Consider the following 24,275-nt stretch of genomic DNA (forward strand, 5'->3'; position numbering starts at 1 on the left):
ATCCCGGACCCGGAGCGGAAGCGACGGCGCCTGAATTGCCGGTGGCGCCACCTGCTGATGCCAGCGCCCCATTCGCGGATGATAGGCAGCCGGTGATGCGGGCGGCGGGCACAGAAGACCAGCCGCCATCGGTGCAGCATTGCGCGCCGGGGGTGCCCTGTTTCACCCCGGGAATTCGCCTTGCCACGGCGCGCGGGGCGATCCCGGTGGAGCAGATCGCGGTGGGCGATCTGCTGCAAACCGCAGACAACGGCTTTCAACCGGTGATCTGGGTCGGACGCCGGGATCTGAGCGCGGCGGATCTTTGGTCCCATCCGCATCTGCGGCCGGTTCTGCTGTCGCCGGGGGGGCTGTTGGCGAATGAACGCGCCTTGCTGGTGTCTCCGCAGCATCGTTTCATGCTCAACCGGCGGCGGCTGGGCGATCTCGGCGCGGTCGGCGAGGCGTTCCTGCGTGCGCGCCTGTTGCAGCATGTCGCGCCGCAGACCGCCTGTGTCCAGACAGCGGATGTGCCGGTCAGCTACGTCCATCTGATGACCGAGCGACATCAGGTGGTCTTTGCGGAAGGGGTCGCGACGGAGACCTTCTGGCCGGGGCCGGAGGCCTTGCGCGGCCTCTCCCTGGCGGATCGGCAAGAGCTGTTCGATCTGTTTCCCGAATTGCTGCCCGCCCTGCGGTTGCAGGGCGCGGCGGGGCGGCAGTTTGTCGATCTGCGCTATTGCAGTTTGGCACGACAGGATGTGTCCCGCGGGGATCTGGCCGCATTGGCGCCGGGCGGGCAGGCGGTGGCGGCGCGATCCGGCGCCGCTGCCGGACCGCCGCGCCGTGGCGCCTAGGCGGCCTCTGCGCGTCCCTTGAGGAACTCACAGGTCACCTGGACGGCGGCGGCCATATCCTCGGCGCTGGCGAATTCTTCGGGCCGGTGGCTGATCCCGTCGCGACAGCGCACGAACAGCATGGCGGTCTCGCAAAGCGCCGCCATCGCCGACGCATCATGGGTCGCGCCGGAGGGCAGGCGCGGTGCCGCAATGCCGCTGTGGCGACAGGCGGCCTCCAGCGTGTCCATCAACGCGGGGGCGCAGGGCACGGCCGGTTGCGCATAGGTGCGGCTCATGGAGAAGGCGGTGCCGCGGGCGGCGGCGATTTCGGTGCCCCAGACCTGCGCTTCGGCGGCAAACGCAGCGCGTTCCTCATCCGACAATGCCCTGATTTCAAGAGTGAGCTCGGCCTCGCGCGGGATTGCGTTCACCACGGCGGGTTTCAGGTTGAGCGTGCCGACCGTGGCCCGGAGCCCGTCGCGGCCCGCTGCCGTGTCGTGTACCCGGGCGATGAAATCCGCGGCGGCGACCAGCGCATCGCGGCGCCCCTGCATCGGGACCGTGCCCGCATGTCCGGTTTCCCCGCTGAAGGTGATGCTGTTGCGCTCGATGCCGCAGATGCCGGTGACGATGCCGCATGGCACATTGTCCCGTTGCAGGACCGGCCCCTGTTCAATGTGGATTTCCAGATAGGCCTGCACTCTGTCACGAGGCCGGCGCATCTGACCCAGTGCATCCGGGTCGCCCCCGAACTGCGCGAGCGCCGCGCGCAGGGACACGCCATCGGCATCCGTCATCGCAAGCGCGTCGGGATCAAGCTGCCCCGTCAACGCCCGTGGTCCGAGGAGCGCGGTGGGAAATCGCACGCCTTCCTCGTCGGCGAAGGCCAGCACCTCTACCGGAAACGGCAGTTGCACCCCCTCTGCGGCAAGCTGCTCCAGCGCGAGGCAGCCGATCAGGACGCCCATGATGCCGTCGTAACGCCCGCCTTCGCGCACGCTGTCCTGATGTGATCCGATCAACACCGCCGGTGCGCCCGCGGTGGAGGCGCTGCGTCCGATCAGGGTGGCGGCGGCATCCATGTGACAGGACAGGCCGGCCTGTGTCATCCAGCCCCGGATCACATCGAGGGCGGCCGCATGTTCGGGCGTGAAGGGGAACCGGGTCACCCCCGGTCCGGGTGCGCTGCAGGTTGCGATTTCATTCAATCGGCGCTCGGCCTCTTTGCCCCAGTCCATCGTGGCCCCCAATTTATAATGATTAATTTAGCTCTATCGTTCGCAGGTTTTCCTGTCTATGCTTTTTATCATGATAAAAGGCGGCAGAAGATGAGCAAACCGACCCGTGCCCGGGGCCAACCGCGTCGCTCGCGTCCGGTGCGCGTGGCGGATGAAATCAAGACCTGGGTGGTGGAACGCGACCTCCAGCAGGGGGACAAATTACCCAATGAAACGGAGATGATCTCTCTGTTCGGCGTGTCCAAGGGGACGGTGCGCGAAGCGATGCGGATCCTCGAAGCGCAGGGGCTGATCCTGACCCGCACCGGCCCGGGCGGCGGCAGTTTTGTCGACAAGGTCTCGGCCGAGCGGGCGCGCTCCTTGCTGGCCAACTACTTCTATTTTCAAAACCTTTCGATCGCCGACATCTATCAGATGCGCCGCGCGCTGGAGCCGGAACTGGCCGCTAGCCTGGCCGGGACGCTCAGCGAGGAGCAATTGGCCGAGATGGAAGCGCTTGCCGCGCGCTATCCGGAGCCTGCGCAATCTGCCGAGGAAGAGAAAGAACAGCATATTGCATCGCTCGACTTTCACGCCCGGCTGGCGGAGTTTTCGGGCAATGCGCTGCTGGGCTTTGTCATATCCTTCATGGCGCGGGTTCTCACGGACATGACGATCTATCGCAAGCTCTACGAGCCGCCGAACCATGAATTGTGGCGCCGGGGGCGGGAGCATCAGATGCGGCTGGTGGAGGCCCTGCGCCACGGCAATGGGGATGAAGCGCGGCGGATCATGGCCTCGCATATGCAAGGGGCCGAAGACCTGATGACCGCGCAGGAGGCGCAGCTGGCGCGGCGCTTTATCGGGGAATAACCGGCGCCGCTAGCCCGCTTCGGGAAGCACGGCGCGGCTTCTGTCGGTCAAGGTCGGAACCTCATCCAGCCAGTCGAAATAAGGCGACCGATGGGCGCGAATGCACAGGGCGCGCAGGGCGGAGAGGGGCTCTTCGCTGAAGTCGATCCGCAGATCCAGCGGCGGATGGTCCGGCCTCAGCACCAGCAGCGCCGCCGATTGCAGACCACGGGTGTCCCCGCCAGCCGCGGCAGCCGCATCCAGCACCGCAAGCATGTGATCGGGCAGGGTGGCAAATTCTGACTGCGCCGTCTGCTGCATCACGTCCAGCACATTGGCCCCGGACAGCATGTTGCCCGCCACGGCCAGGTTTGGCGCGATCCGGTGGCCGGCGTAGGCGATGCTGTCCCGTCCGGTGAACCCTGCGCCCTGGCCGGTGCGGTCCAGCGCCAGCATCTGCCGGTGGTGGCGGCCGGTGTCCGCCTGCGTGACGGCCTCCACCGCCTGTGCGGCGCTGCGTCCGTTGTACATGTGCCGCAGCCCGTCATCGCGCCAGAATGTGCTGGGGGCCGTGCCCTGCGACGCCACCAGCCCTGATTCGATGTCTCCGCGCAGGACCCAGCCCCCGACACAGAGACTCCCGGTTGCCGCAGCCGCCGCGAAACCGCCTGTTTGAGGGTCATGCATCAGTATTGAAAAGGTCATGGCGGTCTCCGAACGAATTTGGTGCAGGTTTAGACTTGTATTTATCATGAAAATTTGCGTGGATACAATTAATCATGAAAAATAAATCTCAGCAGAGAGGATCCGACATGAAATTTCTTGAGATGACGCGGCGCGGCGCGATGGCCGCGATGTTCGCGACGACGGCTCTGGCCGGGGTGGCGATGGGCGTGGCACCGGCAGCGGCGCAGACACCGCCGGGTGTGTTGATCGTCGGCCAGATCGCCGAGCCCAAGGCGCTTGACCCGGCGGCGGTGACGGCGGTGAACGACTTCCGCATCCTGATGAACGTCTATGACGGCCTCGTGCGCTACAAGGACGGCACGCTGGAGGTGGAGCCTGCCCTGGCCACCGACTGGAGCATTTCCGAGGATGGCACCGAATATACGTTTACGCTGCGCGAGGGCGTGTCCTTCCACGATGGCAGCGCCTTTGATGCCGAGGCGGTGGTGTTCAACTTCGAGCGGATGCTCAATGAGGATCACCCCTTCCACAACACCGGCCCGTTCCCGCTGGCCTTCTTCTTCTCCGCCGTAGAGAGCGTCGAAGCGGTCGATGATCTGACGGTGAAATTCAAGCTGAACGCGCCCTATGCGCCGTTCCTGTCGAACCTTGCCTATCCCACGGGCCTGATTGTATCGCCCGAGGCGGTCCGGACCCATGGCGCGGAGTTTGGCCGCAACCCCTCCGGCACCGGCGCGTTCAAATTTGCCGAGTGGCGCTCGAACGAGGCCGTGGTGGTTGAGAAAAACCCCGACTACTGGGACGGCGCGGCAGAGCTGGACGCGGTGGTTTTCCGCCCGATCACCGATGCCAACACCCGCACGGCAGAAATGCTGGCCGGTGGCATTGATCTGATGGTCGAGGTGCCGCCGGTGGCGCTGTCGGAATTTCAGGGCGATGCGTTTACCGTGCATGAACAAGCCGGTCCGCATGTCTGGTTCCTGATCCTCAACGCCAAGGAAGGCCCCTTTGCCGACAAGCGCGTCCGCCAAGCGGCGAACTACGCGATCAACAAATCCGCGATCGTGAACGATGTACTTGAGGGCACCGCCGAGGTCGCCGCAGGCCCGACCCCGCCTGCCTTTGCCTGGGCGTATAATGAATCGCTCGAACCCTATCCCTATGACCCCGACAAGGCGCGTGAACTCCTGGCCGAGGCGGGCGCAGAAGGGGCGGAACTCACGTTCTATGTGACCGAGGGTGGCTCCGGCATGCTCGACCCCATCGCCATGGGCACAGCCATTCAGGCGGACCTCAATGCCGTGGGGCTGGATGTGAAGATCGAAACCTACGAGTGGAACACGTTCCTGGGCGAGGTCAATCCGGGGCTGGAGGGCAAGGCCGATATGGCCGAGATGGCCTGGATGACCAATGACCCCGACACCTTGCCCTTCCTTGCGCTGCGCACCGATGCATGGCCTGACAAGGGCGGCTTCAACTCCGGCTATTATTCCAACCCGAAGGTGGATGAGCTGTTGGAAGCGGCCCGCGTTGCGACCGATCAGGACGAGCGCGCCAAGCTCTATCAGGAGATGCAGACCATCGTGCAGGAAGATGCGCCTTGGGTCTTTGTCGCCAACTGGAAGCAGAACGCGGTGACCTCGGAGCGGGTGGGCGATTTTGCCCTGCAGCCCTCGTTCTTCCTGCTGCTCGATGATGTGACCAAGAACTGATGAGAGGTTTCGGATCGGGCTTTGCCCAATCCGACCCGCGCGCGCCCCTGCGGGGCGCGCGCGGCCCCCGTTTCCCCGGAATTTCTGCTGAAACCTCCCCGGAAATACGCTCCCCCCGATCGGCAGAGCAGGAAGGCACGCCATGACTGGCTATATTGTAAAAAGGCTCATCTCCGCGGTGCCGGTCCTTCTGGGGATCTCGGTCATCGTCTTTCTGATCATGGCGATGATCCCGGGCGACCCGGCCACGGCGATCCTTGGCTCTTATGCGACGCCCGAGAATGTGGAGAAGCTCAATCGCGATCTCGGTCTCGATAAACCCTTGGTGCAGAGGTACTTTATCTGGCTTGGCAATATGTTGCAGGGCGATTTTGGCCGCAGCTTCTCGCTCAATCGTGCGGTGCTCGACGAGGTGCTGGAGCGGTTCAATGCAACGCTGGTGCTGGCGGGCACATCCTTTGTGATCTGTTCGATCCTTGGCGTTGCGGCAGGTGTGGTCTCGGCGGCGCGCCAATACGGGCTGGCGGATAAGGCGATCACCTTTGCGGTGCTTCTGGGCATTTCGATCCCGTCGTTTTTCCTCGGCATGATGATGATCCTGATCTTTGCAGTGAACCTGCGCTGGTTCCCGGTGTCCGGCATGTGGCCGATTTACGGCGCGCGGGATCTCTCGGCCCTTGTCAGTCATCTGACCCTTCCGGCCATTGCGTTGGCGGTGGTGGCCACTGGGGTCATCGCGCGCCTGTCACGTTCCGCTATGCTGGAGGTCCTGCGACAGGATTTCATCCGCACCGCCCGCGCCAAAGGCGTGCATGAGCGCAGCGTGATCTGGCGCCATGGTCTGCGCGCGGCGATGGTGTCGATCATCCCGGTGCTGGGCATCCAAGCCGGGTTTGTGCTCTCGGGTGCGGTCTATATCGAGATGGTGTTTCAATGGCCCGGCGTCGGGCGGATGCTCGTTGATGCCATCCTCAAACGCGACATTCTGCTGGTGCAGGGCGGTGTGGTCTTTGTGGCTGCCTGCTATGTGCTGTTCAACATTGCCGTCGATGTCGCCCAAAGCCTTCTGGACCCGAGGATCAAAGCATGAGCTTCCTGCGTCTTTTGTCCCGCAACCGCCTGGCGCTGGCGGGGCTCATCGTGATGTCGGTGGTGGTGCTGCTGGCGCTGCTGACACCCATTTTGCCGCTGCCCGACCCGGATGTGACCAACACGGCAGAGCGGTTCAAGAAACCCCTTAGCGAAGGGGCCTTGCTGGGGACTGACCACCTTGGTCGCGACCTCGCCAGCCGCCTGATGTGGGGTACGCGGTTGTCGCTGGCGGTGGGCTTTGCGGCGGCGGTGGCGGCGGCCACCATCGGGGCGGCCATCGGCGTGATCGCGGGGTTTTACGGCGGGCGTGTGGACAATGTGATCATGCGCGGCGTCGATATGCTGATGGGCTTTCCCTATATCCTGTTGGCGCTGGCGATTGTCGCAGCACTTGGTCCAGGGCTGCTGAACGCGCTGATCGCGGTAGCCGCCGTCAACATCCCCTTCTTTGCCCGCAACATTCGCGGTGTCACCGTCGGCATTGCGCATAAGGAATTTGTCGATGCGGCGCGGCTGTGCGGGATGTCGAATGCCCGCATCATCATCACCGAGGTGGTCCCGAATGTGATCCCGGTGATCGTGATCGCCATGTCCACCACCGTCGGCTGGATGATCCTTGAGACGGCAGGCCTCAGCTTCCTCGGTCTTGGCTCGCAACCGCCGCAGGCGGATCTGGGCTCCATGCTGGGGGAGGCGCGTTCGGCGCTGATTACCAATCCGCATACCTCCGTGGTGCCCGGTGCGATGATCCTTGTGATCGTGATGGCAATCAATCTTCTGGGCGATGGCGTGCGCGATGCGCTTGATCCGCGCCTGAAATCCGGCGCGCTCAGCCGCCCGATGCCGACCACCATGGTGCGCCGCACAGACCCCGTGCCGCAGCCCGAAGGCGACGGCATCCTGAGCCTGCGCGACCTGCAAACCCAGTTCCACGTTAAGGATCGCATCTACAAGGCCGTGGGCGGAGTTGACCTCTCGGTAAGGCCGGGCGAATGCCTTGGGATCATTGGTGAAAGTGGCTCTGGTAAATCCGTGACGGCGCTGTCGATCATGGGGCTGGTGGCCTCGCCCCCCGGTGTCATCACCGGCGGTGCGGTGCATTACAAGGGCGAGGATCTGATCGGTGCCCCCTATGAGACCCTGCGCCGTCTGCGCGGTGACCGTGTGGCCTATATCTTTCAGGATCCTCTGGCGACGCCGCACCCGCTTTATACGGTTGGCGCGCAGCTCATCGAGGCGATCCAGAGCCATCATCGCACCAGCACCTCCGAGGCTCGCGCGCGCGCGATTGAGCTTTTGAAATCCGTGCGCATCCCCAATGCCGAGGCGCGCGTGGACAATTACCCGCATGAGATGTCGGGCGGCATGCGCCAACGGGTCGGCATCGCCATGGCGCTGGCCAATGACCCGGAGGTCATTATCGCGGATGAACCCACAACCGCGCTCGACGTGACGGTGCAGGCGCAGATCCTTGCGCTCTTGGATGATTTGCGGCGCGAGCGGGGCTTGGCGATCATCTTCATCACCCATGATTTTGGTGTGGTGGCGCAGCTCTGTGATCGGGTGGCGGTGATGTATGCAGGCCGCATTGTCGAGGAAGGCCCGACCGATGCCATCCTCAATGCGCCCGCCCATCCCTATACCGCGCGGCTGATGGCCTGCGTGCCGGAACTGGGTCAGGGCAGACGCCAATTGGCAGCTATTCCCGGTCTGCCGCCAGTGGTGGACAAACTGCCTGCAGGCTGTGCCTTTGCCGACCGCTGTCCCAAGGCCGCAAATGCCTGTCGCAGCGGTGACATTGACCTTGGCCCCTTTGGGCCTGCGCGCAAGATCCGCTGCATCGATCCCGAAACCCCAGCGCAGGAGGCCACGGCATGAGCGCGGCACTGAAACTCACCGATCTCAGTAAGACCTTCCCGGTGGGCAAACGCCTGTTCGGCGCACCCAAGGCGGGCGTCAAGGCGGTGCAGCCGCTCTCCCTGACGGTGGAACAGGGCGAAACCCTCGGCATCGTGGGGGAGTCGGGGTGTGGAAAATCCACATTGGCGCGGATGCTGGTGGGCTTGTTGCCGCCCACCACCGGCCAGATTGAGATCGACGGCGCACCGCTTGATAACGCGGACCCGGCCACTTTTGGGCAGAAGATCCAATATGTCTTTCAGGACCCGATCAGCAGCCTCAACCCGCGCAAAACCATTCGCCAGATCATGGACGCGCCCCTGCGGCATCTGCACGGCATGGACGCCAAGGCGCGGGCCACTCGCATTGCAGAGATCTTTGCCGCGGTGAACCTGCGCGAGGAGTTTCTCGATCGCTACCCGCATGAATTCTCTGGCGGACAGGCCCAGCGGATCGGCATTGCGCGCGCCCTGGCGGCGGATGCGCGTATATTGATCCTGGATGAGCCTGTGTCCGCGCTGGATGTGTCCGTGCAGGCGCAGGTGTTGAACCTTCTTGCGGATCTGAAAGAGAAATTCGGCCTGACCTATATCTTTATCAGCCATGATCTTGCGGTGGTGGAGGCGGTCAGTGATCGCGTCGCGGTGCTCTATTTTGGCTCCGTGGTCGAGGTCGGTCCCGCCGATCAGGTCTTTGCCAAGCCGACCCATCCCTATACGAAACTCCTGGCCGACAGTGCCCCCGTCGTCGGGCGCGCGCTCGCCGCGCCAGAGGCGAAGGAGACCGAACTGCCCGACCCGCTGAACCCGCCGGAGGGCTGCGCGTTTCGCGCCCGTTGCCCGCGCGCGGTCGAGGCTTGCAGAACTTCTGTGCCACCGCTGGATGTCGAACGCGCGCAGGTCTCCTGTGCCTGTTTCAACCCGCTCTAGGAGAAAGAGGCTGCGCTGTCGCTGATCTGTCCGACGGCCTGCGCCTTGCACAGGCAGGGCGATCAGGGCAGCAAAGCAGGGCTGCGCCGAACTTACGCGATTTTCACGCTATCCGTGTAAATATGCGGGTGGACTCTCGCGATATTTGAGCAATACTGCCCGTGTGAGTGCGGACGTGGTGTTGAGTTCAAAGCCATTTTGAGAATCGTAGCCTTTTTCTACGGGTATTGAGTCGTTCCGCAACAACGGCGTGCTGTTTGGTTCGCTCCGAGCGATGCGGTTGGTGTGTGTCGTGTCGGGGCCGAAGTGCGCTACATCGGCGACCCTCGATCCCCAGGAGGGTCGCCGATCCCCCTTTGTCATCTGACTGCAGTCGCTGGAAGCAGTGCGTTTAGGGTGAGGGCCCCCGACGCAAGGCCGGTTGCACCTGTGTCGCGGGGGAGGGGATACGCGCCCGATGATGCGCGGACCAAAACAGACCAGCTGACCGTTTTCCTGACCGGAGCGATGCTTGGACCTGCGTTCCCGAGTTGACAATGGCGGCGGAACCGGCCACGAAACGGAACACGCGCCCGCGTAATTCAACTGGATAGAATATCCGACTTCTAATCGGGCTGTTGGGGGTTCGAGTCCTCCCGCGGGCGCCATTTCACATCAAAAAAACCACCGCCCCGAGCCTGCGCGCACCAAACCCAGGCAAGGCGCTGAGGGCAAACCGGGCAAGTCCGTCCTGCGCGTTTTGACCCTCCTGACCCTTGTCATGCACTTGCATATCAAGATGTGAGCTCTTAGAAGAAGGCCCATATCTGCCAGCCGCGTCCCCGAGCCAGCTTTCCAAAACAACGTGAAATTCGGGAACGTTCATGCTCAGATCACTCACTTCGCAACGTGGCCACCTCTTGGGTGGAACCGCACTTGCCCTGCTTGTGGCCTTGCCGGTCGCGGCTCAGGAGACTTTCTCCGACAATGTCATATCGCTCGACCCCATCGAGGTCCGCTACAAGGATCCGGTTGGCGCCGCTGCAGATCGGGCAACCGCAGCCTATGTGGCGGATGCCGAGGTCGAGCGGGCTCGCATGGGGGACCTCAAGGACCTGTTTGCCGGTATCGCCTCTGTTTCTGTCGGCGGGGCCATTCCGGTCGCCCAGAAGATCTTTGTAAACGGGGTTGATATGCTCAACCTCACCATTGCGCTGGACGGGGCGTTGCAGAACAACCGCGCCTTCCACCATGTCAGCGCCAATGCTTTTGACCCCGGTGTGCTCAAATCCGTGCGCGTCGATCCCGGCATTGCTGCGGCGGACACTGGCCCCAATGCGGTGGCGGGCGCCGTCATCATGGAGACGGTCGATGCCGAGGATATTCTGCGGGACGGGCAGAATTTTGGCGGCACGGCACGGCTGAGCTTTGGTGACAACGGGCAGACCTTTGGCCGGTCGCTGACCCTTGCGGGGCGCAGCGACGGCGGGTTCGAATTCCTTGCCTACGCCAAATCCGCCACCGGCGATGACTATGAGGACGGGTCGGGAGCGACCGTCTCCGGCACCGGGGCAGAGCTGCAAAGCCGCTTGCTGAAACTGGCCTATGAATCCCGCGAGGGCCATCGGGTCGAGCTGTCGGGACAGCAGATCAAGGATGATGGCGCGCGCCCCTATCGGGCCAATATCGGCGCGGTCGTCGGCGGCCGTCCGGTGCCCGAGACCCGGATATACGACACCACCCGGACCAGCTACAGCCTGCGCTACGAGAACACCAATGACCTTGGCATGTGGGATCCGGAAGTCGTCGTGGGCTATTCCGAGAGCGATATTCGGGTGCCGTCCCCCTATCAGAGCGTCGGGATCTCCAGCACCTTGTCCGCCAAGGTGCAGAATACCTTTCACCTGTCGGACAGCAACACCGTGACCGCCGGGATCGACTACTACAAAAAGGAGTCGGAGTATTCCGACCCCACCGACGGGCGGTTTGACGAGGCGGCAGACAATCTCGGCGTCTTTGCCCAGGCACGGCTGACGCCCGCCGACCGCTGGACCGTCTCCGCGGGGCTGCGCTACGACTGGCAGGATTTCACCGGTATCGGCGGATATGAGACCTCTGCCAATGGGGCCAGCGGCAATGCTGCCGTCACCTTTGAGGTCAGTGAGAGCTTTTCTGTGCGCGCCGGCTATTCCAATGTCTTTGGCGGGATCCAGCTGGAGGACAACTACGAGTTCTGGCGGCAATGGGACTACAGCGGCCTGCGCAGTGCGCGGGCGCAGAACATGAACCTCGGGTTCGACTGGCATCGTGATGCCCTGCGGGTTGGTGGCGAGATTTTCCTCACCGAGATCGACGATGCGCGCGGGGGCGGTGATACCTTCGACTTCCAGAGCCGCGGCTACAACCTCGGGGCCACCTATGACTGGGGCGATGGCTTTGTGCGGATGACCTATTCCAACAGCGAGATCGAAGTGAACGGAGCGTCCTCCGGCAGCTATGAGGCATTGGACTATGGCGCGCCCTTGGGGCAGGTCATTGCGCTGGAGGTGCAGCACGAACTGGTCGCCTATGACCTGCTGATCGGGGGCAGCCTCGATATGGCGCTGGACTATGACGACACCCAGAGCACCTCGGATCAGGGGCTTGAGGGCTATCAGGTGGTCAATGTCTTTGCGGAATATACCCCGCCGCAGCTGCCTGCGCTGATCCTGCGCGCGTCGATCAACAACCTGTTCGACGAGAGCTATGCGGACCGCTCGACCTATGGCGCGGATTATTCCTCGATCGTGCCGCTGAATGAACCTGGCCGGACCTTTGTGTTTGAGGCCATTGCCCGGTTCTGATCGCCTGTGATCCGGGGCGCGTCAGCTGCGCCCCGGGTCCCGCCCGCCGGGCAGGAGCTTGATCATCAGGCGTGACAGCATATAGGCCTCGTCGGTGCTCATGGAGCCTGCGACGTCCGCCTGAATCGCCGCCATGTAGGTCGGCCATATGCGTTGGTGCAGTCCGGTTCCCGTCTCGGTCAGGAACAGCACCTGCTTGCGGCGCCCGTCGGCGATATGTTCCCGGCGCAGGAACCCCTCCTTTTCCAATCGCGAGATATGGCGCGACAGGGCATATTGCGGCACGAACAGGATCTCTTCCAACTGGCCCATCAGCTGGCCCTGGGGTCCTGCGCGCTCAACCTCCATCAGGATTTCAAACCAGATCGGATCGGCCAGCCCCTCGGCCTTGAGCGCCTTGGCAATCGAAGGCAACAGTCTGCGATGCGCCCGCATGATGTTGAACCAGACCCGGTTGTAGGCAATCCGCGGGTCGTCATCGTCAAAGAATTCGGCCGGGCTCCGGGGCGGTGAGGGATGTGACATCAATAGACCTATCTGGCTGCAATAGCTTGGGAAAACCACCTTTAGTCCTAGCCCATGGGCCGTGGCTTTGAAAGCACGAGCCGACACAGCGCCGACGGGTGCGACAGAGGTCCGACCACCGCATCGGGGCGGCTGGGATGCGGTCGGAGCAATCTTGGATTGCTGAAATCGCCGGGTGCAGTAACATGGGGCCGGGGAGGACGTAGATTGGCGAAATCTACACAACACATCGATCGTATCGTCGAAACCGCGACGGATCCCGCGGCGGCCGCGCGCAGTCGTCTGGCCGCGTCCTGGCGACGCTCGTTGCAGCATCATGGTCTGGATCCGGGGCAAAAGGGCGATGTGCAGCGCATTTCCGCAGCGGCACTTGCCGAGCGCCGGCGCCGGGCGGAGGCGATGATGCGCGTGGCCATGCCGCGGCTGGATGCGCTCTATCGGCTGGTGGGCAGTTCCGGGTGCGGCGTCCTGCTGACCGATGCCGAAGGGGTGGTGCTGGACCTGCGTGCCGCGGACGGGGATGCCGACATCTTTCAGGCCTGGGGGCTGGCGCCCGGGACCGATTGGTCGGAGGCCTCCGAAGGCACCAATGGCATCGGTACCTGCATTGCCGAGGGCCGGCGGGTGACCATTCATCGCGACGAGCATTTCCATGCCCGCAATATCGACATGAGCTGTATGGATGCGCCGATCTTTGGCCCCGAGGGTGATCTGGTCGGCGCATTGGATGTCTCCTCGGCGCGGGCGGATCAGACCGAGGCCTTCAACCGGTTGATCGCGGCGCAGGTTGCCCAGACTGCGCGCCAGATCGAGGTGGATCAGTTTCGTGCCTGTTTCGCGACCGCGCGGATCATCGTGGCCGATCACGAGGAGAGCGACGCCGCCATCCTGCTGGCCGTGGATCAGGACGATATCCTGCGCGGTGCGACACGCGGTGCCCGCCGGGCCTTCGGTTTGCAGGCCGCCGGTCCGGTTGCAGCAATCCCCGCATCGGATCTGTTCGGGCGCGAAGACGGGGCGAGCGGGTTCGAAAAAGCCGAGCGTGCCGCGGTGGTGCGCGCGCTTGCGCGGGCGCATGGCAACGTGTCTCAGGCCGCCCGCAGCCTCGGAATTGGGCGCGCCACCCTCTACCGCCGCATGAAGCGGCTGGGAATTGGCGAAACCTCGGCCTGACCGTCTCAGTTCTGAGACAGATGCGCGACAGGGCTGTGTGCCGGAGGCTGACGCGCCCCGGCAGTATCGTCATCCTCCTGGCATCCCCGGTGGAGGACCGGGATGCAGAGGAGGATATCATGAACGAACAGACACAGATCGCGGGTGAACACACATCGCCCTTCAAGGCCCGTTATGACAATTTTATCGGCGGGCGTTTTGTGGCGCCGGTCCAGGGGCGGTATTTCGACAACATCACGCCGATCACCGGCGCCAAGGTTTGCGAAGTGGCGCGGTCCTCTGCCGAAGATGTCGAACTGGCGCTGGATGCCGCCCACGCGGCCAAGGAGGCCTGGGGCAAGACTTCGGCGGCGGACCGGTCAAACCTGTTGCTGAAAGTCGCCGACCGGATCGAACAGAACCTCGACCTGATCGCCACCGCAGAGACCTGGGACAACGGCAAGCCCATTCGCGAAACGATGGCCGCCGACATCCCACTGGCGGTGGATCATTTTCGCTATTTTGCCGGCGTTTTGCGCGGGCAAGAGGGCGCCATGTCCGAGATTGACCAAGACACGGTCGCCTATCATTTCCACGAACCGCTGGGGGTCGTGGGGCAGATCATTCCGTGGAACTTCTCTGTTCTCATGGCAGCCTGGAAGCTGGCGCCGGCGCTGGCGGCAGGTAACTGTGTGGTGTTGAAACCGGCAGAACAAACCCCGGCGGCGATCATGGTGCTGGTGGAGGCGATCGCGGATCTCTTGCCGGCCGGTGTGCTGAACATCGTGAACGGCATGGGGCCGGAGGTGGGCGGGCCGCTTGCCAAATCCCCCCGCATCGCCAAGATCGCCTTTACCGGATCGACCGAGACCGGCCGCATCATCATGCAGGCGGCGACCGAGAACCTCATTCCCGTGACGCTGGAACTGGGCGGAAAGAGTCCCAACATCTTCTTCTCCGATGTCATGGCGGCGGATGATGCCTTTCTCGACAAGGCTGTAGAAGGGTTTGTGCTGTTTGCCTTCAATCAAGGCGAGGTCTGCACGTGCCCGTCACGTGCGCTCATTCAGGAAGACATCTACGAAGAGTTTATTGCCCGCTGCATCGCGCGGGTGAAGGCGATCAAGCAGGGTGATCCGCGTGATCCCGCGACCATGGTCGGGGCGCAGGCCAGCCAGGAGCAACAGGACAAGATCCTGTCCTATCTGACCATCGGCGTCGAGGAAGGGGCAGAGGTGCTGACGGGCGGTCAGGCGGCGCGGTTCAACGGCGATCTGTCGACCGGTTTCTACGTGCAGCCCACGATCCTGAAGGGGCACAACAAGATGCGGGTGTTCCAGGAGGAGATCTTTGGCCCGGTGGTGTCTGTCACCACCTTCAAGGATGAAGCGGAGGCCTTGGCGATTGCCAACGACACGATGTACGGCCTCGGCGCCGGGGTCTGGACGCGCGATGGCACGCGGGCCTATCGGTTTGGTCGCTCGATCGAGGCCGGACGGGTCTGGGTCAACAACTATCATGCCTATCCTGCCCATGCCGCGTTCGGAGGCTACAAACAATCGGGCATCGGTCGCGAGACTCACAAGATGATGCTGGATCACTATCAGCAGACCAAGAACATGTTGGTGAGCTACAACCCCAACAAGCTGGGTTTCTTCTGAGTGTAACGACCCCGCAGACAAAAGGCGGGTCCGGCGCTCTGCCGGTCCCGCCCCACGCATCACACCACCGATGCCGGGGTACCCCGGCCTGGTGCAGGGCGCGATGCGGCGGGGCTTTTTGCTCGAAGCAAAGACTCTCGCGTCCTGCCGGCACTTGGGGGATCAGTTGGATGGGATCAGAAATCTTCCCAGCCGGCTGCTGGTTTCAGGGCCGGCGTGTCGTCTTGATCCGCCTCGGCGACCTCCATCGTCGCGGCCTCTGCCACAGGCATTGCGGCCTGTTCAAACTCCGCAATCGTATCGGCATCGCTGTGTCCAGACGGCTCTGGCTGTGCGTCGGCCTCCATGGCCTCCGCGCGGACCTTCGCGCCGTCGGTTTTGAACACGGCCACGACCCGGGCCAGCTGTGCCGCATCATTGCGCAGCACCTGGCTGGCGGCGGTGGTTTCCTCGACCATGGCGGCATTGTGCTGCGTGACCTGGTCCAGTTGCGAAACCCCGGTGTTGATCTCGTTCAATGTGGTGGACTGCTCTTCCGCGCCGGTTGCGATGCCGCTGACATGGCCGGAAATGGTGCCCACGCGCCCGATGATCTTCTCCAGCTCCTCGCCGGTGCGCCCGACGAGACGCACACCTTCGCCGACCTGTTCGGTGCTTTCCACGATCAGGTGCTTGATCTCCTGAGCCGCATCGCCAGAGCGCTGGGCAAGGGCGCGGACCTCGGCGGCCACCACGGCAAAGCCGCGACCAGCTTCGCCCGCGCGGGCCGCCTCGACCCCGGCATTGAGCGCAAGCAGGTTGGTCTGGAAGGCGATATCGTCGATGACCGTGAGGATCTTCGAAATCTTGCTTGAGGAGGCTTCGATCTGCGACATCGCATTGACGGCATCCGCGACGACCTTGCCGCTTTGTTCGGCTGTGGCGCGGGCTTCGTCCATGACGCCCTCGACTTCGCGGGCGCCTTCGGCGGCGGAGCGCACGCTGCCGTTCAGCTGCTCCATCGCTGCCGCAGTCTCTTCAAGGGTTGCGGCCTGGCTTTCGGTGCGCTGTGACAGATCACCGGAGGAGACGCTGATCTGCTCGGCACTGGAGCGGATGCGTTCGGAACTCTCGATCACGGAATCGATGATGCTGACCATCGTGGCGCGAGTCGAGTTGAAATGGCGGCGCAGCGTTTCATACTCTTCGGCAAACGGATCGGTGATGGCATGGGTCAGGTCGCCGTCGGACATCTGCTTCAGCGCGTGGTTCAGCGCGTCGACGACCTGTTTCTGGCTCGACTGCGCGGCCATACGTTCTTCTTCGAGGCTGCGCACCTCCGCCAGCTGCTGCTTGAGATTGTCGATGTTGCGGGCGATGCGGCCGACCTCATCCGACCGGGTCTGATGGCCGACCGGCTGTGCGTAGTCGCCCTCGGCAATGCCGGCTACCACGGTGCCGAGATCGGTCAGGGGGCGGCTGATCACCCGTCGCAAGACCAGCGCGGACACGCCGCACATGAGCAGGAAAACCCCGCCCGCCAGACCAAATGCCATCATCTGGTCCCGCAGAGCGACAGCTTTTGCGGCCTCGCTCGACCAGAGCATGGCCACGGCCCCAACCGCAGCCCCCTTCGATGTGGTTGCGGGCGCTGCGACCAGCCGGCCGTCCCCGGCAACCTCGACGGTGCCTGTCTCTGCCGCGGTTGTGGCAAGTGCGGTCAGATTGGCAATCTCGGCCTCGCTTGCGGTGCCGACGGTTGCGACAATCTCGCCGTCCAGATTAAAGGCCACGCCGTGCAAGGCGCGGCCTTCGGTCATCTCGATCACCCGTTGCAGGTCGGCAAGGAGCTTTTCCTCATCGCGGAAGCGGATGGCGCCGCCGCTGCGTGAGGCAACGGAATAGGTCACATTGCGTCCAAGCGTGTCGACACCGTTCTGAACCGCCTTGTCGACGATCAATTTGTTTGCCACGGAGACAAATGCCGCGGTGACAAAAGTGGAGATCGCGATCAGAAGCCCGATCTTTACAAAGATCGACAAACCTTTGATGCTGGGAGGCTTTTTTGCCATAGCTGCCATCGAGTGTCCCGTCCCATTCCCTGGATTTCGGTTGGATTACAGAAGGCTTTCTGCATCCACGCCCACAGTGATCGCCCCGATCGCGTTGCCGCTGTTCGGGTCGACAATGGTGACGGAGATCTGCCCCTGGTAGCGCTGGGTCGACTCGTCCAGTTCCACTTCGCTGATGTGGACGCTGCCGGCGCCATTGCCGTAGGTTTGCTGGAATTTGGCCTCATCGCCCTGCCACATGTCGGAGGTCACATCGGAGGCGGCGACGTTCAGACCGTGCTCGTCCATCACGAACACCTCCGTCATGGCCCCCATCGAGGCCTCGACGCGGGCGCGGAGATCGTCGGAGACGGGGTGGTTCAGCACCGCGGCCAGCAGCGGGGTCGAGGGATCCCCGACATTGGCGCGCCATTCCTGGTCCATCTCTTCGATCTGATCCTGACTCAGACCGGCATGCGCGTCGTTCTGCGCCTTGATCGCGGCCACGATGGCCGGGTCATTGGCCCAGTCGCTGATTTCGTCATTCATGTAGGCTTCAAGCGCCGGGGTGAATTCATCAGCAAAGGCTGGGACAGATAGCAGCAGCGCTGCTAGGGTTGAGACAAGACGCACGATTTAACTCCTTCAAGCCAGGGGCATCCACAGATACCTATTTTGCTTAGCCCAGAGAGTTTACCAGCCCATTAATCGGCGCCGCCCTGGCACGAGGTACCCGGCAGGCGCGCCCCGTTCCGATCTGTGTCGCGCGTGGCACAGCAGGCGGCGACACGGTTGTAACCATAGGCATCTCAATGTGTTATAGCTGCGCCAACGGTTGAAGATTGTCGTTTTGAGGCAGGCATTGTGCCGGTGCATTTTGCGAAGAATATGCGCAGACTTCCCCGTGTTCAGACCGTTTGGCGGGGCGTGCTGACGCCGGACGCTGGCGCCTTGATGGAGAAATGCGCGCATGATCGAACTCAAAGACCTGCAATTGTTGACGGCGCTGGCACGTCACCAGCATTTTGCCAAGGCGGCCGAGGCCTGCAACATGTCCCAACCCGCCTTCTCGATGCGCATCCGCGGTCTGGAGGAAAAGCTGGGCCTGTCCATCGTGCGCCGTGGCAACCGGTTTCAGGGGCTCACGGGCGAGGGGCAGATGATTGTTGATCGGGCGCGAGGCATTCTGGATGATGCCAAGGCGCTGGATCAGGAAATCGCCGCCGCGCGTGGCGAGGTGACCGGAACGCTGGTCATCGGCGCAGTGCCGACCGCGACCTCCTATGTGGCGCAATTGATTGACCGCCTGCATCAGGCCCATCCGCGCATGCTGGTGCGGCTGGAGGTCACGACCTCGCTGTTGATCCAGCAACGGCTTTATGACGGGACGCTCGACGCCGGGGTCACCTATAGCGACAGCGTCGGGCGCGACAGCATGAGCCTGCAACCGCTCTATGACGAAACCTATGTGTTGCTGGCCTCGGATGAAATGCTTGCCCCCTTTGGCGAGAGCATTTCCTGGCACGACGCGGCCAGCCTGCCACTGAGCCTGCTGGAACCGCAGATGCAGAACCGGCGCATCCTGGACCGCGTGTTTGCGGATCTTGACCTGCGTCCCGAGATCATGTCGGAGTCCAGCGGTTTCATGGCGGCGATGGTCATGGCGCGGGCGGGGTCGGTGGCCACGATCCTGCCCAAGGCGCTGGTGCAGGCGCTTGGTCCGCTGGATGGCACCCGCGCGCTGCCGCTGGTGGACCCGGAGCCGGCGCGCCCTATCTGTCTGGCAAGTGTCGAGCGACAGCCCGAGCTCACAACGATCCGCGCGCTGAGACAGGTCATCGCGGCAAGTGCATCATAAGGGATGCTTATCGCGCCATCGGTCATTCGAATTTGACCGCCGGAATAAGGGGTGGGATTGCGGTCTGAAGGCACCTGAATTGGGAGACACCCATGGCACCTCTGGACAATACATCTGGCGTTTGGAAATCCGGGCGCGGCAAGGGCCGCAAGACGCCCAAGGGCCGCCAGCTCGACGATCAAGCGCATTCCGAAATCCTCGACCTGCTGGGCGAGCGCCCGCGCAATCGCGATCTGCTGATCGAGTTCCTGCACCTGGTGCAGGATCGCTTTGGCCATATCTCCGCCGCCCATATCCGGGCGCTGTCGGAAGAAATGCGCGTCGGCCAAGCGGAAATCTACGAGGTGGCCAGCTTTTATGCGCATTTCGATGTGGTCAAAGAGGGCGAGACCCCGCCACCGGCGCTGACCATTCGGGTCTGCGACTCGCTGTCATGCGAGTTGGCCGGGGCCGAGCAGCTCCAGCAGGCGCTGGAGCAGGGCATGGACCCGGCGCAGGTGCGCGTCCTGCGGGCCCCCTGCATGGGCCGTTGCGACACCGCCCCGGTGCTGGAGATCGGTCACAACCACATCGACCACGCCACCGTCGAAAAGGTCGAGGCCGCGATTGCCGCGGATGATACGCATGCGCATGTCCCGCAGTATGAGACCTACGGCGAGTATGCCATCGCGGGCGGGTATGAGGTGCTGAAGGACCTGCGCAAAAACGGCGACTGGGAAGCGGTTCAGGACAAGGTGCTCTCTGCCGGTCTGCGCGGTCTGGGCGGGGCCGGTTTCCCGTCGGGCAAGAAATGGGGCTTCGTGCGCATGAACGAAGGCCCGCGCTATCTCGCCGTCAATGGCGATGAGGGCGAGCCGGGCACCTTCAAGGACCGTTATTACCTCGAACGCACGCCGCATGTGTTCCTTGAGGGCATGCTGATCGCCGCCTGGGCGGTGGAGGCGGAAAAGGCCTTTATCTACATGCGCGACGAATATCCGGCGGTGCTGGAGATCCTGCGCCGCGAGATTGCCGCGCTGGAAGAGGCGGGCATCGTCGCGCCAGGCTACATCGACCTGCGCCGCGGGGCAGGGGCCTATATCTGCGGTGAAGAAAGCGCCATGATCGAGTCGATCGAAGGCAAACGCGGCGAGCCGCGCCACCGTCCGCCCTTTGTGGCGCAGGTGGGTGTCTTTGGTCAGCCGACCCTCGTGCATAATGTCGAGACATTGTATTGGGTCACCAAGATCAACCGCGAAGGGCCGGAGTGCCTGAACGCGGTGGAAAAGAACGGTCGCAAGGGGCTGCGCTCCTACTCGGTGTCCGGCCGCGTGAAGAACCCCGGCGTGCATCTGCTGCCGGCAGGCTCCACCATTCTGGATGTGATCGAGGCCGCCGGCGGCATGCTGGACGGCCAGACGTTCAAGGCCTATCAGCCGGGCGGCCCGTCCTCCGGCCTGTTGCCGGCCCATATGGATGACATCCCGCTCGATTTCGACACGCTGCAACCGCACGGCACCTTTATCGGTTCGGCGGCGGTTGTTGTCCTGTCGGATCAGGACTCGGCGCGTGATGCGGCGCTCAACATGCTGCGCTTCTTCGAGGACGAGAGCTGCGGCCAGTGCACCCCCTGCCGGGTCGGCTGCGAAAAGGCCGTGAAGCTGATGCAGGCGGACAAATGGGATCAGTCGCTCCTGGAAGAGCTGAGCCAGACCATGGTGGATGCCTCCATCTGCGGTCTTGGCCAGGCCGCGCCGAACCCGATCCGTCTGACCATGAAACACTTCCCCGAGGAGGTGTGAACATGGCCTCCGCAATGATGTCTCGCCCGGTGGGAACCACCGGGCCGCGCCTGACCTTCCCCCCGGGAAGGCGCGATTGCGCCTCCCCAAGGTCAGTCGCAGCCCTCATCTCATCTTCGCAAGCCAAGGAGATCTGAGCCATGTCGAAGCAAATCACCTTTACCCTCGACGGCGAACAGGTCACGGCCGAAGCGGGCCTGACCATCTGGGAAGTCGCCAATGGTCGTGGTCTCAAGATCCCGCATCTGTGCCACAAGCCCCAGCCGGGCTATCGCCCCGACGGCAACTGCCGCGCCTGTATGGTGGAAATCGAGGGCGAACGGACGCTTGCAGCCTCCTGCATCCGCGAACCCAGCGAAGGCATGGTTGTCACCACCAACAACGCCCGCGCCGAGAACGCGCGCAAGATGGTGATGGAGCTGCTGGTCGCCGATCAGCCCGCGCAGGATGTTGCGCACGATAAATCCTCGCATATGTGGGACATGGCCGAGCTGAACGGGGTTTCGGAGTCGCGGTTCCCCAAGATGGAAGAGGGCCATATCCCGCTCCTGGATGACAGCCACGTCGCGATGAGCGTGAACCTGGATGCCTGCATCTCCTGCGGCCTTTGCGTGCGCGCCTGCCGCGAAGTGCAGGTGAACGACGTGATCGGCATGGCCGGTCGCGGTCACAATGCCTATCCGACTTTTGACATCGCCGACCCGATGGGCGCGTCCTCTTGTGTGGCTTGCGGCGAATGCGTGCAGGCCTGCCCGACCGGCGCCCTGATGCCCGCCACCGTGGTGGACGAAAATCAGGTTGGCGACCGCGCGGATTTTGACTCTGAGACCGAAAGCGTCTGCCCCTTCTGCGGGGTGGGGTGCAAAGTGTCGCTCAAGGTCAAGGACAACAAGGTCAAATATGTCGAGGGCATCAACGGCCCCGCCAACGAAGGTCGCCTCTGTGTGAAGGGCCGTTTTGGCTTTGACTATATCCACCACCCGCACCGGCTGACCAAGCCGCTGATCCGCCGGGACGATGCGCCGGCCAAGGGGCTGAACGTCGATCCGGGCAACCTGATGACCCACTTCCGCGAGGCGACCTGGGACGAGGCGATGGATGTCGCCGCCAAGGGGCTGATGCGCTTGCGCGATGAGGATCCAAAATCGGTTGCCGGTTTCGGCTCGGCCAAATGCACCAACGAAGAGGCCTATCTCTTCCAGAAGTTCATCCGCCAGGGCTTTAAGCACAACAACGTCGACCACTGCACCCGTCTGTGCCACGCGTCTTCTGTTGCGGCGTTGATCGAAAACGTCGGTTCCGGTGCGGTGACCGCCACCTTTAACGAGATCGAAAACGCCGATGTGGCGATCATCATCGGCGCCAACCCGATCGAGAACCACCCCGTTGCGGCGACCTACTTCAAGCAGTTCACCAAACGCGGCGGCAAGCTGATCGTGATGGACCCGCGTGGGGTCGGCATGCGCCGCTACGCGACCGAGATGCTGCAATTCCGCCCCGGCGCCGATGTGTCGATGCTGAACGCGATCATGAATGTGATCGTCGAAGAAGAGCTGTATGACAGCCAGTATATTCACCGCTGGACCGAGAACTGGGAGGCGGAGAAAGAGCACCTGCGTGCGTTCTCGCCCGAGAAGATGTCGGAAATCTGCGGTATCGACCCCGAGCAGCTGCGCCGTGTGGCGCGCATGTTCGCGGGCGCCAACGCCGGCATGATCTTCTGGGGCATGGGCGTCAGCCAGCATATCCACGGCACCGACAACTCGCGCTGCCTGATCTCGCTGGCGCTGATGACCGGCAATGTCGGCAAGCCCGGCGCCGGCCTGCACCCGCTGCGTGGTCAGAACAACGTGCAGGGCGCCTCTGACGCCGGTCTCATCCCGATGTTCCTGCCGGATTACCAGTCGGTGATGGACGACGGTATCCGCAAGAGCTTTACCGATGTCTGGGGCGGCGGCGATTTCTCCAACGAGAAGGGCCTCACCGTGACCGAGATCGTCGATCAGGTCTATGCCGGCAATATCAAGGGCATGTACATCCAGGGCGAAAACCCGGCGATGTCCGACCCGGATGCGGATCACGCGCGCGAGGCTTTTGCCAAGCTCGACCTGATGGTGGTGCAGGACATCTTCCTGACCGAGACCGCCAACTTTGCCGATGTGATCCTGCCCGCCTCGACGCTCTATGAAAAGAATGGCACCGTGTCGAACACCAACCGCCAGGTGCAGCGGGTGCGTCCCGCCGTTGCCCCTCCGGGTGAGGCGCGCGAAGACTGGAAGATCACCGTGGAACTGGCGCAGCGGATCGGCTTGCCCTGGGCATACAATGATGTGTCCGAGGTCTTTGCCGAGATGAAGCTCAACATGAAGTCGCTCGACAATATCACCTGGGAGCGGTTGGAAACCCAGACCGTGACCTATCCGTCCCTGTCGCCCGAAGATCCGGGCCAGGCGGTTGTGTTCGGCGATGGCTTCCCGCGGGTCGAGGGGCGGGCGAAATTCACTCCGGCCAGCGTCATCCCGCCGGATGAGGCACCGGATGCGGAGTTCCCGATGATCATGACCACCGGCCGCCAGCTGGAGCACTGGCACACCGGATCGATGACGCGGCGGTCCCTGGTGCTGGATACGGTCGAGCCCGAAGCGAACTGTTCGCTGCACCCCAAGACCCTGCGGGCGCTGGGGGTGGAGCCGGGCGAGATGGTGCGCCTGTCGACCCGTCGCGGTTCGATCGAGATCATGGCGCGCGCCGACCGGGCCATTGCAGAAGACATGGTCTTTGTGCCCTTCGCCTATGTGGAGGCCGCGGCCAATATCCTGACCAACCCGGCGATCGACCCCTATGGCAAGATCCCGGAGTTCAAGTTTTCTGCGGTGAAGGTCGAAAAGGCTGCGGGTCAGATCGCCGCCGAATAGACGCCGCCCACCTTGCAACAAGACGACAGCGCGCGCGGAGCCACGGCTCCGCGCGCGTTCTTTTTTGGAAGCACCGCTTCGCGGCGTGGCACCGCTCCGGTTGCCGGTGGTGAATCGAGAGCCGCTTCGGATCCTGCTGGCGCGCCAGATTTGGTGGGTGTGCCTCTTTGAAACCGCGGAGACCGCGTTTGCTGCGTCGATTCCGCCGCCGAGTCTGTGGGTAAGTTTGGTTTGGTTGTGGATAAGGGGTGTTGATGGGGGATTTGGGTGTTAGGGGGAGGTTGGTTTGAGGTTTTGGGGTGCGGGTTCGGGGGAGTGTTGGAGG

18 protein-coding genes and 1 tRNA gene are annotated in these 24,275 nt (G+C 63.3%); 13 read left to right on the forward strand and 6 right to left on the reverse strand.

From position 1 onward, the window contains the following. Positions 1–95: 95 nt before the first annotated feature. Entirely contained in the window at positions 96–836 is a 741-nt protein-coding gene (locus MHM97_RS14605) for a Hint domain-containing protein (protein ID WP_239323100.1), read from the forward strand. Here MHM97_RS14605 and MHM97_RS14610 read toward each other — a convergent pair. Then, positions 833–2,056, reverse strand: coding sequence for a Zn-dependent hydrolase (locus MHM97_RS14610; protein WP_239323101.1), 1,224 nt, complete (start codon positions 2,054–2,056; stop codon positions 833–835). The two genes, MHM97_RS14605 and MHM97_RS14610, sit on opposite strands and share 4 nt — an antisense overlap. A 90-nt stretch (positions 2,057–2,146) precedes the next feature. Between MHM97_RS14610 and MHM97_RS14615 the strand changes: the two genes are divergently transcribed. Beyond that, complete coding sequence (locus MHM97_RS14615) at positions 2,147–2,908, forward strand: FadR/GntR family transcriptional regulator (protein ID WP_239323102.1); 762 nt, start codon at positions 2,147–2,149, stop codon at positions 2,906–2,908. Positions 2,909–2,917: 9 nt separating this feature from the next. Here MHM97_RS14615 and MHM97_RS14620 read toward each other — a convergent pair whose 3' ends face one another. Then, complete coding sequence (locus MHM97_RS14620) at positions 2,918–3,592, reverse strand: DUF1028 domain-containing protein (protein WP_239323103.1); 675 nt, start codon at positions 3,590–3,592, stop codon at positions 2,918–2,920. Between the two features lie 107 nt (positions 3,593–3,699). Here MHM97_RS14620 and MHM97_RS14625 point away from each other — a divergent pair, with 107 nt between their 5' ends. From MHM97_RS14625 to MHM97_RS14645, 5 genes are all read left to right on the forward strand, one after another. Continuing rightward, positions 3,700–5,286 (forward strand): ABC transporter substrate-binding protein, encoded by a 1,587-nt coding sequence (locus tag MHM97_RS14625; RefSeq protein WP_239323104.1) that lies wholly within the window; start codon positions 3,700–3,702, stop codon positions 5,284–5,286. 142 nt (positions 5,287–5,428) lie between these two features. Further along, positions 5,429–6,376, forward strand: a complete 948-nt coding sequence (locus MHM97_RS14630) for an ABC transporter permease (RefSeq protein ID WP_009178249.1) — start codon at positions 5,429–5,431, stop codon at positions 6,374–6,376. Beyond that, positions 6,373–8,256: a dipeptide/oligopeptide/nickel ABC transporter permease/ATP-binding protein gene (locus MHM97_RS14635; RefSeq protein WP_239323105.1), complete on the forward strand. Its 1,884-nt coding sequence runs from the start codon at positions 6,373–6,375 to the stop codon at positions 8,254–8,256. Before MHM97_RS14630 ends, MHM97_RS14635 begins: the two co-directional genes overlap by 4 nt. Continuing rightward, a complete protein-coding gene (locus MHM97_RS14640; protein WP_239323106.1) occupies positions 8,253–9,206 on the forward strand; it encodes an ABC transporter ATP-binding protein in 954 nt (317 codons plus the stop codon). Before MHM97_RS14635 ends, MHM97_RS14640 begins: the two co-directional genes overlap by 4 nt. A gap of 570 nt (positions 9,207–9,776) precedes the next feature. Further along, positions 9,777–9,853, forward strand: a tRNA-Arg gene (locus MHM97_RS14645). 2 nt (positions 9,854–9,855) lie between these two features. Here the strand turns inward: MHM97_RS14645 and MHM97_RS14650 are convergent. Next, the gene (locus MHM97_RS14650; RefSeq protein WP_239323107.1) at positions 9,856–10,071 is read right to left on the reverse strand and encodes a hypothetical protein; all 216 of its coding nucleotides are present in this window, start codon (positions 10,069–10,071) and stop codon (positions 9,856–9,858) included. Between MHM97_RS14650 and MHM97_RS14655 the strand changes: the two genes are divergently transcribed. Continuing rightward, a complete protein-coding gene (locus tag MHM97_RS14655) occupies positions 10,070–12,028 on the forward strand; it encodes a TonB-dependent receptor domain-containing protein (protein ID WP_239323108.1) in 1,959 nt (652 codons plus the stop codon). The two genes, MHM97_RS14650 and MHM97_RS14655, sit on opposite strands and share 2 nt — an antisense overlap. A gap of 21 nt (positions 12,029–12,049) precedes the next feature. On the opposite strand, the gene MHM97_RS14660 is transcribed toward MHM97_RS14655, so the two are convergent. Further along, a complete protein-coding gene (locus MHM97_RS14660) occupies positions 12,050–12,553 on the reverse strand; it encodes a MarR family winged helix-turn-helix transcriptional regulator (protein WP_239323109.1) in 504 nt (167 codons plus the stop codon). Between the two features lie 207 nt (positions 12,554–12,760). On the opposite strand from MHM97_RS14660, the gene MHM97_RS14665 reads away from it, so the two are divergent. Together MHM97_RS14665 and adh are read left to right on the forward strand one after the other, a co-directional pair. After that, positions 12,761–13,726, forward strand: coding sequence for a GAF domain-containing protein (locus MHM97_RS14665; RefSeq protein WP_239323110.1), 966 nt, complete (start codon positions 12,761–12,763; stop codon positions 13,724–13,726). A 119-nt stretch (positions 13,727–13,845) separates the two neighbouring features. Beyond that, positions 13,846–15,366: an aldehyde dehydrogenase gene (gene adh / locus MHM97_RS14670; RefSeq protein WP_239323111.1), complete on the forward strand. Its 1,521-nt coding sequence runs from the start codon at positions 13,846–13,848 to the stop codon at positions 15,364–15,366. Between the two features lie 176 nt (positions 15,367–15,542). On the opposite strand, the gene MHM97_RS14675 is transcribed toward adh, so the two are convergent. Together MHM97_RS14675 and MHM97_RS14680 are read right to left on the reverse strand one after the other, a co-directional pair. Next, positions 15,543–17,426: a methyl-accepting chemotaxis protein gene (locus MHM97_RS14675; RefSeq protein WP_239323112.1), complete on the reverse strand. Its 1,884-nt coding sequence runs from the start codon at positions 17,424–17,426 to the stop codon at positions 15,543–15,545. 36 nt (positions 17,427–17,462) lie between these two features. Next, positions 17,463–18,029 (reverse strand): hypothetical protein, encoded by a 567-nt coding sequence (locus MHM97_RS14680; RefSeq protein WP_239323113.1) that lies wholly within the window; start codon positions 18,027–18,029, stop codon positions 17,463–17,465. A 337-nt stretch (positions 18,030–18,366) separates the two neighbouring features. Between MHM97_RS14680 and MHM97_RS14685 the strand changes: the two genes are divergently transcribed. The 3 genes from MHM97_RS14685 to fdhF all read left to right on the forward strand — a co-directional run bounded on the left by MHM97_RS14685 (position 18,367) and on the right by fdhF (position 23,950). Further along, positions 18,367–19,254, forward strand: coding sequence for a LysR family transcriptional regulator (locus tag MHM97_RS14685; RefSeq protein WP_239323114.1), 888 nt, complete (start codon positions 18,367–18,369; stop codon positions 19,252–19,254). Positions 19,255–19,346: 92 nt separating this feature from the next. Beyond that, the gene (locus tag MHM97_RS14690; protein ID WP_239323115.1) at positions 19,347–21,035 is read left to right on the forward strand and encodes an NAD(P)H-dependent oxidoreductase subunit E; all 1,689 of its coding nucleotides are present in this window, start codon (positions 19,347–19,349) and stop codon (positions 21,033–21,035) included. 140 nt (positions 21,036–21,175) lie between these two features. Then, positions 21,176–23,950 (forward strand): formate dehydrogenase subunit alpha, encoded by a 2,775-nt coding sequence (gene fdhF, locus MHM97_RS14695; RefSeq protein WP_239323116.1) that lies wholly within the window; start codon positions 21,176–21,178, stop codon positions 23,948–23,950. Positions 23,951–24,275 lie beyond the last annotated feature (325 nt).

This window comes from Epibacterium sp. Ofav1-8, from assembly GCF_022348185.1.
Lineage (GTDB): Bacteria > Pseudomonadota > Alphaproteobacteria > Rhodobacterales > Rhodobacteraceae > Epibacterium.

Excerpts from the sequence above, each read along its gene's own strand:
- fdhF (WP_239323116.1), top strand. The coding sequence starts at position 21,176 with ATGTCGAAGCAAATCACCTTTACCCTCGACGGCGAACAGGTCACGGCC.
- MHM97_RS14675 (WP_239323112.1), bottom strand. The coding sequence starts at position 17,426 with ATGGCAGCTATGGCAAAAAAGCCTCCCAGCATCAAAGGTTTGTCGATC.
- MHM97_RS14630 (WP_009178249.1), top strand. The coding sequence starts at position 5,429 with ATGACTGGCTATATTGTAAAAAGGCTCATCTCCGCGGTGCCGGTCCTT.
- MHM97_RS14610 (WP_239323101.1), bottom strand. The coding sequence starts at position 2,056 with ATGGACTGGGGCAAAGAGGCCGAGCGCCGATTGAATGAAATCGCAACC.
- MHM97_RS14655 (WP_239323108.1), top strand. The coding sequence starts at position 10,070 with ATGCTCAGATCACTCACTTCGCAACGTGGCCACCTCTTGGGTGGAACC.
- MHM97_RS14615 (WP_239323102.1), top strand. The coding sequence starts at position 2,147 with ATGAGCAAACCGACCCGTGCCCGGGGCCAACCGCGTCGCTCGCGTCCG.
- adh (WP_239323111.1), top strand. The coding sequence starts at position 13,846 with ATGAACGAACAGACACAGATCGCGGGTGAACACACATCGCCCTTCAAG.
- MHM97_RS14650 (WP_239323107.1), bottom strand. The coding sequence starts at position 10,071 with ATGAACGTTCCCGAATTTCACGTTGTTTTGGAAAGCTGGCTCGGGGAC.
- MHM97_RS14625 (WP_239323104.1), top strand. The coding sequence starts at position 3,700 with ATGAAATTTCTTGAGATGACGCGGCGCGGCGCGATGGCCGCGATGTTC.
- MHM97_RS14640 (WP_239323106.1), top strand. The coding sequence starts at position 8,253 with ATGAGCGCGGCACTGAAACTCACCGATCTCAGTAAGACCTTCCCGGTG.
- MHM97_RS14690 (WP_239323115.1), top strand. The coding sequence starts at position 19,347 with ATGGCACCTCTGGACAATACATCTGGCGTTTGGAAATCCGGGCGCGGC.
- MHM97_RS14685 (WP_239323114.1), top strand. The coding sequence starts at position 18,367 with ATGATCGAACTCAAAGACCTGCAATTGTTGACGGCGCTGGCACGTCAC.
- MHM97_RS14605 (WP_239323100.1), top strand. The coding sequence starts at position 96 with ATGCGGGCGGCGGGCACAGAAGACCAGCCGCCATCGGTGCAGCATTGC.
- MHM97_RS14635 (WP_239323105.1), top strand. The coding sequence starts at position 6,373 with ATGAGCTTCCTGCGTCTTTTGTCCCGCAACCGCCTGGCGCTGGCGGGG.
- MHM97_RS14660 (WP_239323109.1), bottom strand. The coding sequence starts at position 12,553 with ATGTCACATCCCTCACCGCCCCGGAGCCCGGCCGAATTCTTTGACGAT.
- MHM97_RS14620 (WP_239323103.1), bottom strand. The coding sequence starts at position 3,592 with ATGACCTTTTCAATACTGATGCATGACCCTCAAACAGGCGGTTTCGCG.